The 15431-nt window shown below is 71.8% G+C and carries 6 protein-coding genes and 1 pseudogene; 4 read left to right on the forward strand and 3 right to left on the reverse strand.

The genetic code is table 11. The annotated features are described in order from the left end of the window. Nucleotides 1–151: 151 nt before the first annotated feature. On the reverse strand, nt 152–1483 hold the full coding sequence (locus WG923_RS20260) for an aminotransferase class III-fold pyridoxal phosphate-dependent enzyme (RefSeq protein WP_340352804.1): 1332 nt from the start codon (nt 1481–1483) through the stop codon (nt 152–154). A gap of 309 nt (nt 1484–1792) precedes the next feature. Here WG923_RS20260 and WG923_RS20265 point away from each other — a divergent pair, with 309 nt between their 5' ends. Both WG923_RS20265 and WG923_RS20270 read left to right on the forward strand, forming a co-directional pair. After that, nucleotides 1793–2257 (forward strand): cache domain-containing protein, encoded by a 465-nt coding sequence (locus WG923_RS20265; RefSeq protein ID WP_340352805.1) that lies wholly within the window; start codon nt 1793–1795, stop codon nt 2255–2257. A gap of 41 nt (nt 2258–2298) precedes the next feature. Further along, nucleotides 2299–3726, forward strand: a pseudogene (locus WG923_RS20270) (methyl-accepting chemotaxis protein); the annotation flags it as partial. A 149-nt stretch (nt 3727–3875) separates the two neighbouring features. Here WG923_RS20270 and WG923_RS20275 read toward each other — a convergent pair. Further along, a complete protein-coding gene (locus WG923_RS20275; RefSeq protein ID WP_445322955.1) occupies nt 3876–4562 on the reverse strand; it encodes a DUF4197 domain-containing protein in 687 nt (228 codons plus the stop codon). An 84-nt stretch (nt 4563–4646) separates the two neighbouring features. Here WG923_RS20275 and purU point away from each other — a divergent pair, with 84 nt between their 5' ends. Beyond that, nucleotides 4647–5495, forward strand: coding sequence for a formyltetrahydrofolate deformylase (purU, locus tag WG923_RS20280; RefSeq protein WP_340352807.1), 849 nt, complete (start codon nt 4647–4649; stop codon nt 5493–5495). A gap of 36 nt (nt 5496–5531) precedes the next feature. Beyond that, on the forward strand, nt 5532–7025 hold the full coding sequence (locus tag WG923_RS20285; protein WP_340352808.1) for an FAD-linked oxidase C-terminal domain-containing protein: 1494 nt from the start codon (nt 5532–5534) through the stop codon (nt 7023–7025). Between the two features lie 15 nt (nt 7026–7040). Here the strand turns inward: WG923_RS20285 and WG923_RS20290 are convergent, their stop codons facing one another. Then, nucleotides 7041–15389 carry a YDG domain-containing protein gene (locus WG923_RS20290; RefSeq protein ID WP_340352809.1) on the reverse strand — a complete coding sequence of 2783 codons (8349 nt, stop codon included), beginning with the start codon at nt 15387–15389 and terminating at the stop codon, nt 7041–7043. Nucleotides 15390–15431: the final 42 nt, after the last annotated feature.

Raw genomic sequence — 15431 nt, forward strand, 5'->3', positions numbered from 1 at the left:
AGCGCCAGCGAAACCGTAGGCTGGTGGTGGAGCGCCAGCGAAACCGTAGGCTGGTGGTGGAGCGCCAGCGAAACCCCAGCGATCGGCGCGCCAGCGCTGGGGTTCGCGCGCTTCGCGGCTCACCGCCAGCCCACCTGGCGCCGCGCTGCCGTTACGCGTGCGCCTTCACCGAATCCGCCAGCGTGTTCACCAGCTGGTCGATGTGCTGCTTCTCCACGATGTACGGCGGCGCGATCACCAGGATGTCGCCGGCCGGCCGCACCAGCGCGCCCTTCTTGAAGCAGTCGATGTAGATGTCGAAGGCGCGCTTGCCCGGCGTACCCGCGATCGGCGCCAGCTCCACCGCCGCCGCCAGCCCCAGGCTGCGGATGCCGATCACGTTCGGCAGGCCTTTGAAGGTGGAGTGGAAGGCGTCGCCCAGCACCTTGCCCATCTCGCCGGCGCGCTGGAACAGGTTCTCCTTCTTGTAGAGATCCAGCGTCGCGACCGCGGCCGCCGCGGCGACGGGGTGGCCCGAGTAGGTGTAGCCGTGGAAGAACTCGATCACGTGCTCCGCCGCGTCGGTCTTCATCATCTGGTCGTAGATCTTGTCGCGGCAGATCACCCCGCCCATGGGGATCACGCCGTTGGTGACGCACTTGGCGAAGTTCAGCATGTCCGGCACCACGCCGTAGTAGTCGGCGCCGAAGTTGGTGCCCATGCGGCCGAAACCGGTGATCACCTCGTCGAAGATCAGCAGGATGCCGTGCTTGTCGCAGATCTCGCGCAGGCGCTTGAGGTAGCCCTTGGGCGGGATGTACCAGCCCGCCGAGCCCGCCACCGGCTCCACGATGACCGCGGCGACGTTGCTCGGGTCGTGCAGCGGCAGGATGCGCTGCTCCAGTTCCGCCAGGAAGTCTTCCTGCGACTCCGGCTCCTTGTTGTGGATGTACGCGTTGGCCGGATCGTGGATGAAGCGCAGGTGGTCCACGCGCGGCAGCAGCGCCGTGCCGTACACCTTGCGGTTGGCCGGGATGCCGCCCACGCTCATGCCGCCGAAGCCCACGCCGTGGTAGCCCTTCTCGCGGCCGATGAAGACGTTGCGGTGGCCTTCGCCGCGGGCGCGGTGGTAGGCCAGCGCCACCTTCAGCGAGGTGTCGGCCGCTTCCGAGCCGGAATTGCAGAACAGCACCTTGTTCAGGTCGCCGGGGGCCATCGCCGCGATCGCCTCGGCGGCCTCGAAGGCGCGGTCGTTGCTGGCCTGGAAGGCGGTGGCGTAGTCGAGCGTGTCGAGCTGCTTCTTGATCGCCTCGTTGATCGGCTTGCGGTTGTGGCCCGCGCCCACGCACCAGAGGCTGGAGATGCCGTCGATCACCTTGCGGCCGTCGTGCGTGGTGAAGGTCATGCCGTCGGCGGCGACGAACACCCGCGGGTCCTTGCGGAACTGGCGGTTCGGCGTGAAGGGCAGCCAGTGGCTGTCCATGTTGAAGTCGTTGTAGGCCATGGGGAACTCCTGGGACGAAGCGCCATTTTGCGCCTGCCGCCGCGCAGGCCCCCGGGCAGCCCCCGGGAGACCCCGAGAACCCTGGCTTGTGGCTCGCGGAAGCCCGCGAGTTGCATGCAACCCACAGCGCTGCGCGCGCGTGCCGGCGAAAGCTTGAGCTGGCTCAAGCTTGCGGCGGGACCCTATTAACAGTTTGAAACAGACCCCCAGAGTGGGCTACGGCGGCACAAGAAGCAACAAGGGGCGCCGCGCACCGAACCTTGCGCAGGAACGCAAGGGCATTCAGTTCAACGGATGGAGGAGATATCCATGAAAAGGCTGTTCAAGGCAGTGGTCCTGGCCACGGTGGTCCTCGGTTTCACCGCGCCTGTCGTCGCCGAGGAGCGCGCGACGCTCGACGAGGCCAAGGCGATGGTGAAGAAGGCCCGCGCGTACATCCGCGAGGTCGGCCCCGACAAGGCCTTCGCGGAAATCAGCAACCCGAAGGGGCGCTTCGTCGATCGCGAGCTGTACGTGTTCGTCAACGACAAGACCGGCGTGAACATGGCCCACGGCGCCAACGCCAAGCTGATCGGCAAGAACCTGATGGAGCTGCGCGACACGGACGGCGTGTACATGACCAAGCAGTTCTTCGGGGTCGCCAGCAAGGGGGGCGGGACGGTGGACTACCGCTTCCTCAATCCCGTGACGAAGACGATCGAGCCCAAGACCGCCTACGTCGAAATGGAAGGCGACTACCTCGTCGGCTCCGGCATCTTCCGGGCCGCGAAGTAATCCGGCGACCTAGCGGCGTCCAGCCGATCGGAGACCAAGACATGACTCTGCGCAACCTGCGCATCGGCACGCGCCTGGCCATCGCCTTCGGGCTGGTGCTGCTGCTGCTCGCCTCGGCGGTCGTCGCCGGCAACCTGGCCCGGGAGAGGGGCATGCGGCAACTGACCGAAGGAATGCACGGCGTGACCGCCAAGGCGGACCTGGCGGAGAACATGAAGACCGCGTTGCTGGAGGGCGCCCTGGCCACCCGCAGCATCGGCCTGCAGGCCGACGTGGCGGCCACGCAGGGCGAGGAGGCCAAGGTCAAGGCGCAGCGCCAGCGCTATGCGCAGGCGCGCGACCAGCTCGCCGCGCTCGGGCTGACCGAAGCCGAGAAGGAGATCCTCGCCGCCATCGCCCGGCTCGACCGGCAGACGGAGCAGCCGCTGCTGGAAGCCGTCGGCCACTCGCTGCTGTTCGACACCGAGGAGGCCGCCAAGGTCATCACGAACCGCATCGACCCCATCCAGCAGAAGATGATCGGCGAGATCAACCGGCTGGTGGACCTGCAGCAGGCTGCGTTGCGCGCGCTGATGGAGCGCACCACGGAATCGGCGCACCGGGTGGACACGATGCTCTACGGGCTGGGTGCGCTGGCACTGGCGATCGGCGTGCTCTGCTCCGTCGCCATCACGCGCAGCATCGTGCAGCCCCTGGGCGGCGCCGTCGCCCTGGCGAGGCGGGTCGCCGACGGAGATCTCTCGGCCGACATCGCCGCGACCGGCAGCGACGAGACCGGGCAGTTGCTTGACGCCCTGCGCGACATGGCGGACAACCTGCGCACCCTGGTCGGCGAGCTCGCCGCCGGTGCGCACACGGTGGCGGACACGAGCGCGCAGATCGCGCAGGGCAACCTGGACCTGTCGCAGCGCACCGAGGAACAGGCCACCACGCTGGAGGAGACGGCCAGCTCGATGGAGGAGCTCACGTCCACCGTGAACCAGAACGCCGGGAACGCGCGCCAGGCCAGCCAGCTGGCCGCCGACGCGAGCGAGGTCGCGCGCAGGGGCGGCCAGGCCGTCGGCGAGGTGGTGAGCACCATGACGGGCATCTCCGATTCCTCGCGCCGCATCTCCGAGATCATCGGCGTGATCGACGGCATCGCCTTCCAGACCAACATCCTCGCGCTCAATGCGGCGGTCGAGGCCGCGCGGGCGGGCGACCAGGGGCGCGGCTTCGCGGTGGTGGCGGCGGAAGTGCGCAACCTCGCGCAGCGCAGCGCCGGTGCGGCCCGCGAGATCAAGGCCCTGATCGTCGAATCGGTCGGCAAGGTGGAGGCGGGCACGCGGCTCGTGGACGCGGCGGGCCGGACCATGCAGGAGGTGGTGGAGTCCGCGAAGAAGGTGAGCGACCTCGTCGCCGAGATCGCGGCGGCCAGCCAGGAGCAGAGCGCCGGCATCGCGCAGGTCAACACCGCCATCACGCAGATGGACCAGGTGGTGCAGCAGAACGCGGCGCTGGTGGAGGAGGCCACCGCGTCGACCGAGGCCATGAAGGAACACGCCGCGGAGTTGCGCCACAAGGTGGCGCGCTTCCGGCTCGAGGCGGGCCAGGCGGTGCCGTACCAGCCCGCGCTGCCTCAGCGCAGCGCGCCGAACACCCTCTGCAGCAGCGCGCTGCCCGAGCCCACGGGGTCGCGCCGGATCTTCTTTTCCTCTTCGCCGATCATGAAGAAGAGGCCGTCGAGCGACTTGCGCGTGACGTAGTGGTCCACCGTGGGGTCCTGCGGCCGGTACAGGCCCAGGCCCTGCGCCTTCTTCGAGACCCGCTCGTATTTCTCCACCACGCCGACCCTGGCGGTCGCCTGGTGCACCACGGGCAGGAAGGTGCCGGTGAGCGGCAGCCGCGTCTTCTCGGCGAAGAATTCGGTGACGGAGGTCTCGCCGCCGGTGAGGACGCGCTTGGCGTCCGACACCGACATGTTGCGCACCGCGCTCACCAGCAGGTTCTTCGCCATCGGCACGGCGGCCTCGGCGGCGCGGTTCATCGAGACTTCGAGTTCCTCCAGCTGGCGGCCGAAGCCGATCGCGGACAGGATGCCGGCGAACTGCTGGAGCGCCTCGGGCAGGGGGATGCGGACCTGCGGGTTGGCCAGGAAGCCGTCGGGCCGCCCGAGCAGTTGCACCGCGGCCAAGGCCCCCTTCTCCAGCGCGCCGCGCACGCCCTTGCCCGCATCGAGCTCGGACAGGCCGGCGAGGCCCTGGGCATGGCCGGCGAAGGGGAGGACGAACAGGGGAAGCGCGGAGAGGATCTGGCGGCGGTGCATGGAACGGGCGGAAGCCACGGATGAGCCATCATGCCGGAGCCGCCGCGGGCCGGTCAATTGCGGCCCTGCGACAATTGCAAGCTTATGTCCGACGCCTACATCCTCACCCTGTCCTGCCCGGACCGTCCCGGCATCGTCCACGCCGTTTCCGGCTTCCTGCTCGATCGCGGGGGCAACATCGAGGAGGCGGCGCAGTACAACGACCACGACACCGGCCTGTTCTTCATGCGCGTGCGCTTCGCCTGCGGGCAGCTCACCCAGGACGACCTGCGCACGCAGCTCAAGCTGTTCGCCGAGGGCTTCCAGATGCAGTGGAAGCTGCACGCTTGCGCGCAGCCGATGAAGACGGTGATCTTCGTGAGCAAGGAAGGCCACTGCCTGAACGACCTGCTGTTCCGGTGGAAGAGCGGCCTGCTGCCGCTGGACATCCGTGCGATCGTCTCCAACCACCGCGACTTCTACCAGCTCGCGGCCAGCTACAACGTGCCCTTCCACCACATCCCGATCACGGCGGCAACCAAGGCGCAGGCCGAGGCGCGCCAGTACGAGGTGATCGAGAGCGAGGGCGCGGACCTGGTGGTGCTGGCGCGCTACATGCAGATCCTGTCGGACGACCTGTGCCGCAAGCTGTCGGGCCGGGCGATCAACATCCACCACAGCTTCCTCCCCAGCTTCAAGGGTGCCAAGCCCTACTACCAGGCGCACGACCGCGGCGTGAAGCTGATCGGCGCGACCGCGCACTACGTGACGGCGGACCTCGACGAAGGCCCGATCATCGAGCAGGACGTGGCGCGCGTGGACCACAGCTACACCGTCGAGGACCTGACCGCCACCGGCCGCGACACCGAGGCGATGGTGCTGGCGCGCGCCGTGAAGTGGCACAGCGAGCACCGCGTGCTGCTCGATGGGCACAAGACGGTGATCTTCCGTTAACGTCATTCCCGCGCAGGCGGGAACCCAGGAGTTGCGATGAACGCCCCCGAATCCGTCGGAGTCCTGCAACGCGGCGAGTTGCAAGCCCAGGTCGTGGCCGCCCTGCAGAAGGTGCTGCCGCAAGGCGCGCTGCTGTGGCAGGCCGAGGAAACCACGCCGTACGAATGCGACGGCCTCACGGCCTACCGCCAGCGGCCGCTGGTGGTGGCGCTGCCCGAGAGCGAGCAGCAGGTGCAGGCGGTGCTGCAGGCCTGCCACGCGCTGAACGTGCCGGTGGTGGCGCGCGGCGCGGGCACGGGCCTGTCGGGCGGCGCGATGCCGCATGCGCTGGGCGTGACGCTGTCGCTCGCGAAGTTCAACGCGATCCTGAAGATCGATCCCGTGGCGCGCACGGCCGTCGTGCAGTGCGGCGTGCGCAACCTCGCGATCAGCGAAGCCGCGGCGAGCTACGGCCTCTACTACGCGCCCGATCCCTCCAGCCAGATCGCCTGCACCATCGGCGGCAACGTCGCCGAGAACTCGGGCGGCGTGCACTGCCTGAAGTACGGCCTCACCGTGCACAACGTGCTGAAGGTGCGCGGCTTCACCGCCGCCGGCGAGCCGGTGGAATTCGGCAGCGATGCGCTCGACGCGCCCGGCTACGACCTGCTGGCCGTGATGATCGGCAGCGAAGGCATGCTGGCCGTCGTCACCGAGGTCACGGTCAAGCTGATCCCCAAGCCGCTGCTGGCGCGCTGCATCATGGCCAGCTTCGACGACGTGCGCAAGGCGGGCGATGCGGTCGCCGCGGTGATCGCCGCCGGCATCATCCCGGCCGGCCTGGAGATGATGGACAAGCCGATGACGGCGGCCGTCGAGGACTTCGTGCACGCCGGCTACGACCTCACCGCCGAGGCCATCCTGCTGTGCGAGAGCGACGGCACGCCCGAGGAGGTGGAGGAGGAGATCGGCCGCATGACCCAGGTGCTGCGCGACGCCGGCGCCACCGCCATCGCGGTGAGCCGCGACGAATCCGAGCGCCTGCGCTTCTGGAGCGGCCGCAAGAACGCCTTCCCCGCCTCGGGCCGCATCAGCCCGGACTACATGTGCATGGACTCCACGATCCCGCGCAAGCGCCTGGCGGACATCCTGCTGGCGATCCAGGACATGGAGAAGAAGTACCGGCTGCGCTGCGCCAACGTGTTCCATGCCGGCGACGGCAACCTGCATCCGCTGATCCTGTTCGATGCCAACGACGCCGACCAGCTGCATCGCTGCGAGAAATTCGGCGCCGAGATCCTGGAGACCAGCGTCGCCATGGGCGGCACCGTGACCGGCGAGCACGGCGTGGGCATCGAGAAGCTCAACTCGATGTGCGTGCAGTTCAGCCCGGAGGAACTCGAGCAGATGCGCGGCCTCAAGCGCGCCTTCGATGCGCGCGAGCTGCTCAATCCCGGCAAGGTGATCCCGACGCTGAACCGCTGCGCCGAGTACGGCAAGATGCTGGTGCGCGGCGGCCGGATCGTGCGCCCCGACCTGCCGCGCTTCTAGGACGCCGCGCCGCCGCTAGCGCTTGCAGGCGCTGTCGGTCACCACGATGTCGTCCTTCTTCTCCTCCTTCTTGCGCTTGTCGTCGGACGGGGTGATCGAGGGCTGCGTCTTCGCTTCGGTGTCGAACTGCGAGGCGAAACTCACGACCTGGTTGTTCACCTGCACGGTGGCCGGCGCGAGCGTAGTCCGCGCCACGCTCAGCGTGCCGTCGACATACGCGATGCGGTAGTTGCCGGCGACGAAGCCGTTCGTGCCGGTGCCGCCGCTGGCCGTGATCGCATAAGTGCCGCCGGTGGCAGCGGCCGGCGCGCCCGGGCTGGCCAGCGTGACCGCGGCGATGCGCTCCGTGCCCACCAGGCCCTGTGCGGTGAATTCCGTGCCGGCGAAGGCGAGCGCCACGCCTTCGTCCTTGGCCAGGTCGTTCGCCGTGATGGTCAGCGGCGCCGGCGTGATCGCCGCGACCAGCGACGGCGGCGGCGCGAGGCGGTAGTTGCCGGCCTCCGGCCCCGAGAGCGAGAAACCGCTGACCGCCACCGGCTTGCCCGTGCCGGCGTTGGGATCGCCGAAGCGCGCGGCGCCGGCAACCAGGCTCACGCCGTCGCCGCCCAGCACGCCCTGCAACGCGCCGCTGCCGGTCAGCGTGGCGGCGGTGCTGCCGTCGTAGACCTTGTCGGCCGCCGCGAGTCCGGCCACGGACAGGGTGGCGGGCGTGATGCTGGCGGCGAGCAACGGCAGCGACAGCGCGTAATTGCCGGCGTCCGCCCCCGAGAGGTCGACGCGCAGCAGCGAGACCGGCTTGCCCGCGCCCGCGTTCCTGTCGCCGAAAGCGGCGGCGACCGAGGCGACGGCGACCGCATCGCCCGCCACGGTACCGAGCAATGACGGGGCGCCGGACAAGGTGGCCGCCGTGGTGCCGTCGTACACCTTGTCGTCGGCGGTGACGCCCGCCAGCACCAGCGGCGCCGGCGTGATCGTCGCCGTGCCGGGCGTGAAGCGGCCCAGCGCGTAGCCCGCAGGCGCCAGCAGCGTGCCCTGCGTGATCGCATAGGTGCCCACGTTCTTCGTCGCGGCGGGAACGGCCAGCGCGCCCGTGAACGTGTCCTGCAGGAAGACGTTGCCGAAGTCCGCGGCGTTCACCAGGCCCGTTGCGACGAAGGTGAGCGGGCCGAAGGCGCTGCTGCCGTCGTACACCTTGCCGCGGCCCTCGGCGGCGACGTCAACCACCGGCGTGGCGGCGAACAGGTAGCGGTTGCCGCCGTCCGCGATCGAGTCCGGAGGATTCGAGGCGGGGCCGCGCCCCCACAGGGCGAGGTTGCCGGAGACCGGCCCGGTCGCCAGGTTGGCCGACGGACCCGGCAGGTACACCAGCCAGCGGCCGTCGGGGCTTGCCAGCGCGCCCGCGCCGTCGCGCAGCAGGTCCGCCGCCGCGAGGCCGATCGCGTTGCCGGCCGCATCCGAGTGCACCGCCTGCGACAGCCGCAGGAGGCCCGGGGTGGTGACGGCCACCGGCCCGACGGCGGTGATGCCGTCCATGCCGTCCACGCTGCCGATCTGCAGCGGCGCCGGCACCGCCTGCTGGTTCAGCACCACGAACGCGCCGCCGCGCGCGCGGCCGGCCAGCACGCCGCCCGTGCCGTCGCCGATCGAGACCTCGCGCAGCACGACCGAGTCGGCGTCGACCGCCAGGTTGCGCGCCGTCAGCAGCGCGCCCGCCTGCTGCGTCACGGCGCCGCCGGTGCGCAGGCTCAGCGACGCTCCGTTGGCGATCGCCGTCGGCGCCTCGACCGAGATGCCGCCCGTCAGCGCCAGGTCGCCGATCACGACGAGGCCGCCGGTCATGCGATCCAGTTCCGCCTGCGTGAAGTTCAGCGTGCCGGCTTCGTCGCTGCCGTTGATCGTGATGCGGCGCGCCAAGTCGAGCGGCCGGATCAGCGTGCGGCCCGTTGCCGAGTGCAGGGTGCCTTCGAGCGCGATGCGGTCGGCCGTGACCACGATGTCGCCGCTGCTCGTCACGCTCGAATCGGCCGACACCGAGACGAAGGAGTTCGGCCCTTCGGAGCGCATGACGATGGCGCCCGGCCCGCTGTTGCTGACCGTGCTGCCGCCCTGGATCTGCAGGCTGCCGCCCAGCGCGGTGAGCTGCATGGAGTTGGTGGAGGTGACGGTCTCGGCATCGATCAGGAGCGCCGGGCCATCGAGCACCGTGCTGCCGACGATGACCACGTCGCGGCCGCTGACCGTCAGCCCGCCGAAGCTGCTTTCCAGCAGGAAGCCGGGGCCGCTGGCGCTCGCGCCGCGGATGTCCACGTCGCCGCCCTGCGCATGCAGGCTGCTGCCGTCGACCACCGCCACGCCGACGTCCTGGTGCACGAGGCTGCCGCCGGCGAGCGTGAGGTTGCCGCCCGCGGTCTCGACGACCGACGCCTCGAAGGACACCGTCTGGGGCGACAGCGCGGTGAAATCCCCGCCGCCGGTGGCGATGTGCGACTGGTGCACGCCGACACCGGTGTTGCCGGCGCTGGTGCCGGTGAGCGTGAGCGCGCCGCCGCGGCGGAGGGTGGCGCCATCCAGCAGGACACCGGGGCCGAAGCCGGCGGACATGCCGGCAAGCGTCAACGCGCCGGTTCCGTCCAGGCAGCGCACGCAATCGGTGCCGGTGACCAGCACGCCGCCGCCGAAGCCGCCGCCGGCGGTCTGCTCGCCGAGCACCTGGGTGCCGCTGCCGGCCGCCAGCCGCACGTCGTCGCGCAGCACCACGCCGAAGCTGTTCGCATCGGCGCTGCGGCCGGCGACGAGGATGGCGCCGCCGGCCTGCAGGCGCGACGCCGTGATGTCCACGGCTTCACCGTTCGTGCTGCCCGTGCCCTGCCCGGCCAGCACGCGCACGTCGCCGCTGGAGGCGACGATGCTCGAGTCCGTCATGCGCACGTGCGCGGCGTCGGTGATGGACACCGAGGCGCCGGAGAGATCCGCTTCGCCCAATGCGGTCTGGCCCTGACCCGCGCGAACCAGCGTGATCGCGCCGGCGCCGGCATCGACGGCGCCCGAAACCTCCAGCACCGATTCCGCACCGTACGCCGTGTGGCGCCCGGCCCGCAGCGCGATGTCTCCGCCCTGGGTGGCGATGCCGCCGGAGACTTGCAGCGTGCCGTTGCCGAAACCGTGGAAGCCGAACACCGGGGCCGGCGCGATGCTGTCGTCGCCGGCCTGCAGCAGCACCGCGCCGCCGGTGGTGTGGATCGCCGCCTGCACCTGCAGGTCGCCCAGCGCGCGCACGTTCACGCCGGAGGTGGCCGTGATGCCCGTGGCCGCCGCGAACGGCGTAGCGACACTGCCTACCGTGAAGCTGTCGAGCCCGCTCGCGTATTCGAACGTGGACCCGACGCCGGCCGCCACGCCCGCGACCACGAAGGCCGCATTCGATTGCGTCAGGCGCACGCTGCCGGCGTCGGCCCGCGCGACCAGCGCGTTGGTCGCGATGCCGCCGGCGGCCTGCGTGATGTCGCCGCGCGCCGCGTGCAGGCTCACGCCCGCGCCGTCGAGGCCGAAGGCCTGGATCTGCCCGGCGAGCGTGATGCCGTCGCTGGCGTCGAGCGCCAAACCGTTGCCGGCCACCGCGGACTGCACGGAGCCGGCACGCGTGCTCAACGCGCCCGCGGTCGCGAACACCTGCGCATTGCCATCGAGCACCACGCTGTCGAGGGTGGTGCTTGCGGCCGTGATCACGATGGAGCCCGCCGCACCCGAAGCGGAGGCCGTGTCGCCGTCGAAGCCGCCGAAGCCGCCCTGCGCCGCCAGCACCGGGGCCACCTCGCCGCCGACGCGCAGCGCCTGGTCGCCGCGGATCGTGATCGTGCCGCCGGTGCCGCCTGCACCCGCCCCCGGGGTCGTGCCGGACGAGCCGCCGGAGCCGCCCGTCACGTCGATGAAGGAGACCGCATCCAGCACGCCCTGAGCACCGGTGAAGTGGATGTCGACCGTCCCGCCCGCACCACCGCTGCCCGCCGCTGTGGTCTCGCCTGCGGGCGCGCCCTCGCCGCCGCGCGCATGCAGCGCTGCCGCACTGAACGTGCCGCCCGTGCGCACCGCGATCGTGCCGCCCGCGCCTGCGGTGGCGCCGCCGCCGCCATTCGCCTGCGCCGCGCCACCCGGGCCGGCGAACAGGATGTCGCCGGCCTCGGAAGCCAGCGTGATCGTTCCGCCGCCGCCGCCGTTGGCCAGCGGGCCGTCGGCAAAGCTCGCGCTGCCGCCGGAGGCATCGAGGAAGCCGTCGCCGAATTCGGTGTCGCCGCTTCCCAGCATGATGTCGTGCCGGGCATGCAGCGCGATCGTGCCGCCCTGGCCACCGCTGCCCGCGCCTGAAGTGGACGACCCGGTGCCGCCCTGCGCGCCGAGGAAGAACCCGACGTGGATGTTGCCGGCCTCCGCGCCGGTGCCCAGCGCCGTCAGGGCGATGCTGCCGCCGGCGCCGCCGGGAGCCAGGAAGCCCTCGCCGCCTGTCACCTGTGCCACCCCGATGGCGACGTCTCCCTCCATGGACGTGATCGCCACGCTGCCGCCCCTGCCACCGGCCGCACCGCTGCCGCCCTGCGCGAAGATTCCAGCCGCATCCGCTTCGACGTTGCCGCCCGCCGTGAAGCTCACGCTGCCGCCGGCGCCGCCGGCGGCCGCCGCGGAATGCCCCCCGTGCGCGAACACCGGCACGGCGCCGAGCCGGATCTGCTGCCCGGCGATCACCGTCAGCGCGCCGCCGTCGCCCCCGCTCGCGTCGCTGCCCGCGGCCAGGCCCTCGCCGCCGGCCACGTCCACCGCGCCGAGGGTGACGCTGCCCTGCACGGCCTCCAGGGACACGCTGCCGCCCTGCCCGCCAGCCCCGCCGGATCCGCCGCGCGCGGTGATCTGGCTGAAGCCGTGGCCGGCGAAGATGTCGCCGACGTGGGAGGTGAGCGAGATCGTGCCGCCCGCGCCGGCGGAGCCGCCCGCCAGGGAATCGGAAAGCGAGAAGCCACCGTTGGCCTGCAGGAAGCCGCTGACCGGGGCCTCGCCGCCCGTGCCGATCCGGATGTCCCGCCCGGCGTCGAGCGTGAGGCTGCCGCCCTGCCCGGCGATCCCGGTGTCCGCGTTGCCGCCGAAGGCGGACAGGCCGAATCCCACATGGATGCCGCCCGTGCCGGCGGCGGTGGAGAGCGCCGAGAGCACGACGCTGCCACCCGCCCCGGCGTCGTCGGCGCCCGCGTTGCCGCCGTCCACCATGGCGAAACCGATGTCGATGTTGCCCGCGGCGGATGTCGCGTGGACGCTGCCGCCCAGGCCGCCCGGTGCGCCGCTGCTGGAGCCGCCCCTGGCCTGCACATTGGCCAGCGCGATATCGCCGGCGGCCGTGAAGACAGCGCTGCCGCCCGCACCCGCCGTGACGCCGCTGCCGCCGTCCACGCTGATGAACGCATCGCCGGCGTGGATCGCGCCCGCGCTCGAGGCGAAGCTGATGGTGCCGCCATGCCCGGCCGCGCCGAAGCCGCTGCCGGCTCCTTCGGCGATGGCGAACGAGCCGAGCGTGATGTCGCCGCCGGCGCTCACGCCGATGCCGCCGCCCGCGCCGCCGCCCGGCGCGAGGCCCTCGCCGCTCTCGGGGCCCCCGCTCGCGAGCAGCGCACCGACCGACACGTCCTTGGCGGCCTGCAGCAGGATCGTGCCGCCGTCGCCGCCACGCGTGCCGCCGCCGCCGTGCACGGCGATGCTGGAGCCGGCGCTCACCAGTTCGATGCCGCCTGCCAGCGAAGTGAGCGTGACCGCGCCGCCCGCGCCCCCCTCGCCCGCGCCGAGGCTGGGGGATGTGCCGAAGCCGCCCGCCGCGCGCACGAAGCCTGCACTGTCGAATTCGACCTCGTGCGAGCCGATCACGATGTCGTTGCCGGCCGTCACGCTGACGCTGCCGCCCGCGCCGCCCGCGAAGCCCCCGGTGCCGGCGAGAGACTGTGCGCTGCCGCCGTCCGCGGACAGAGAGCTGCGCACCTGCACCCGGCCCGCGCCCGCGGCCGTGGAGGGGGCCGCCAGCACGATGGCACCGCCGTTGCCGCCGGCCGCCTCGAAGCCGAAGCCGCCATCGGCGTTGATGAAACCGATGTCGATGTTGCCGGCGCTGGAGCTCACGTGCACGTCGCCGCCGCGGCCGCTGCGCAGCGCCGTCTGCGCGCTGCCGTTCGCCTGGATCGAGCCGCCCACGATGCTGCCCTTCGCCTGCAGGGTCACGTCGCCGCCGCGGCCGGCGGAGAACGAGCCGCTCGACTGGATCGAGGAGAAGCTGATCCCGCCCTCGGTGGCCGTGAGCGTCACCGTGCCGGCCGCGCTGCCGTTGGTGGAGAAGCTGGCGCTGCCTGCGATGCTGCCGCCCGCCGTGACGTCGATGGGGCCGCGGAAGGTGTTGAAGGAAGTACCCGGGCCGAACAGCGCATCGCCGCCGGCCGTCACATGCACGGCCGCGCCGGAGAACACCTGCGCGTCCTGGATGTCCACGTTGCCCGCGGCCTGCAGCGTGACGCCGCTGCCCGAGACCTGGCTGCGAACGAGCAGGTCGCCCGCCGTCGTCGTGAGCTGCACCGGGCCGTCGAGGCCGGTGCCGATGCCGGAGCAGAAGCAGTCGAACACCGGTCCGATCGTGAGCGACTGCGCGTTGCTGAAGGTGAAGCCGGTGCCGGCGCTGCCCGCGAGGGTGTTCACGCGGTTGGCGCCGGCCAGGTCCACCTTGCCGCCGGCCTGCAGCAGCACCTGGTCGACGCGCACCACGGAGCCGGGCAGCTGCACGACATCGCCGGTGAGGCTGGACAGGTGCAGGCCGCCGTTGGTGACGCCGGCGGGGCTGACCGCGGTGATGTCGCCTGCCAGGCTGATCGTGTTGCGCGCCTCCAGCGTGAGCCGGTTGCCCGAGGTCCACGAGATCGGCACACCGGGCACCACCGTGATCCGGCCGCCGATCACGTCGCTGAGCCCGACGGAGATGTGCACGTCGGAGCGTTCGAGCTGCTCGTTGAGCAAGTGCGTCAGCAGCGCGGGGAGCGCCGGACCGCACACCTCGCCGATGCAGAAGTCGTCGGGATCCAGCAGCAGCGTGCCTGCCTTTCCCTGCGGCGCGCGCAGGTCCGCGCTGCCGCCGAACGCCAGCGACCGCTTGCCCGACACCTCCGCGAACCCCCCGTTGCCGCCCTGCGGCCCGCCGCGGGCGGAGATGCGGCCCTGCATCGCCGTCGCCTCGTCGGCCCACACGATCACGCGGCCGCCGTCCCCCTGCTGCGTCGCATCGGCGCGCACCAGCGCCTGCGCATCGACTTCGGTGCGCGTCGCGTTCGGGACCTGCGCGTTGCCGCCCTGGTAGTCGCCGCCGATGCGGACCTGCCCGCCGCCCGCGGGGCCGCTCGCATCGAGCGTGGCGCCGACCTGCAGGGCCACGTGCTGCGCCAGCACGTCGATGGCGCCGCCCCTGGCGCCCGCGCGCGCCGTGACGGCGCCGGCGACCACCGCGTCGTCCGCCGCCTTCAGCACCACCTTGCCGCCCTGCACGCTGGCGGACTGCGCCTGCACGAGGCCGCTGTGCCGCAGCGTGCCGGCGAAGATGCCGACCGCATCGCCCTGCAGCGTGCCCAGGTTGACCGCTTCGCTGCCCGCCTGCACCTCCATGCGGATGCCCTCGAGCCCGCGGCCGGTGATCTCCACCTTGCGGCCCGCCAGCAGCAGCGTTGCGCCATCGCTCTGGACGAGCGCATCGGCCGCCGTGTGGACCTGCGGCGCGATCAGCACGACGTCGCCGCCCTGCGCGCGCACCACGGCGCCGCCTTCCACCTTCAACGGGGCGCCGTTGCCGCCGAAGCGCAGCAGGCCGGCGACCGCATCGGCCTCGCTCATCGCGAGCGTGGAGGCCGTGAAGCCGGCGGTGTCGACGACCGCACCGGTGCCCACGGTGATGCCTGCCGGATTGACCAGCACCAGCCGGCCGTTGGAGTGCAAGGTGCCGAAGATGGACGACGGGTTGTTCGCGACCACCCGGTTGATCGAGGTGCTGCCCGCTCCCGGCTGCACGAACTCGGTGGTGGTGCCCGCCGGCACCGAGAAGCTCTGCCAGTTCAGCGCCGAGTGGTTCGTGCCCGGGCCGTTGCGGGTCGTCACGGTGAAGCGGTTGCCGCTGGTGGCGAAGCTCGCGCTGCCGTGGATGGCGACGCCCCCGCTCGGCTGCGCGCCGGCCGGGGTGGCCTGCAGGCCGAACGCGGCGGCGAGCGCGAGGACCGCGGTCGAGGGCCGGAAGCCGGCGGCGACGGGGTCACGACGGACGCGCTGCTGCCGCGACATCCTGTCACAGGTTTCGATGATGGCCATGACGACCTCCTGCCCGGCGCCGCTCCCGCGGCGGGACACCTA

The sequence above is a fragment of the Ramlibacter sp. AN1133 genome, from assembly GCF_037890035.1.
In the GTDB taxonomy this organism is placed as follows: domain Bacteria; phylum Pseudomonadota; class Gammaproteobacteria; order Burkholderiales; family Burkholderiaceae_C; genus Ramlibacter.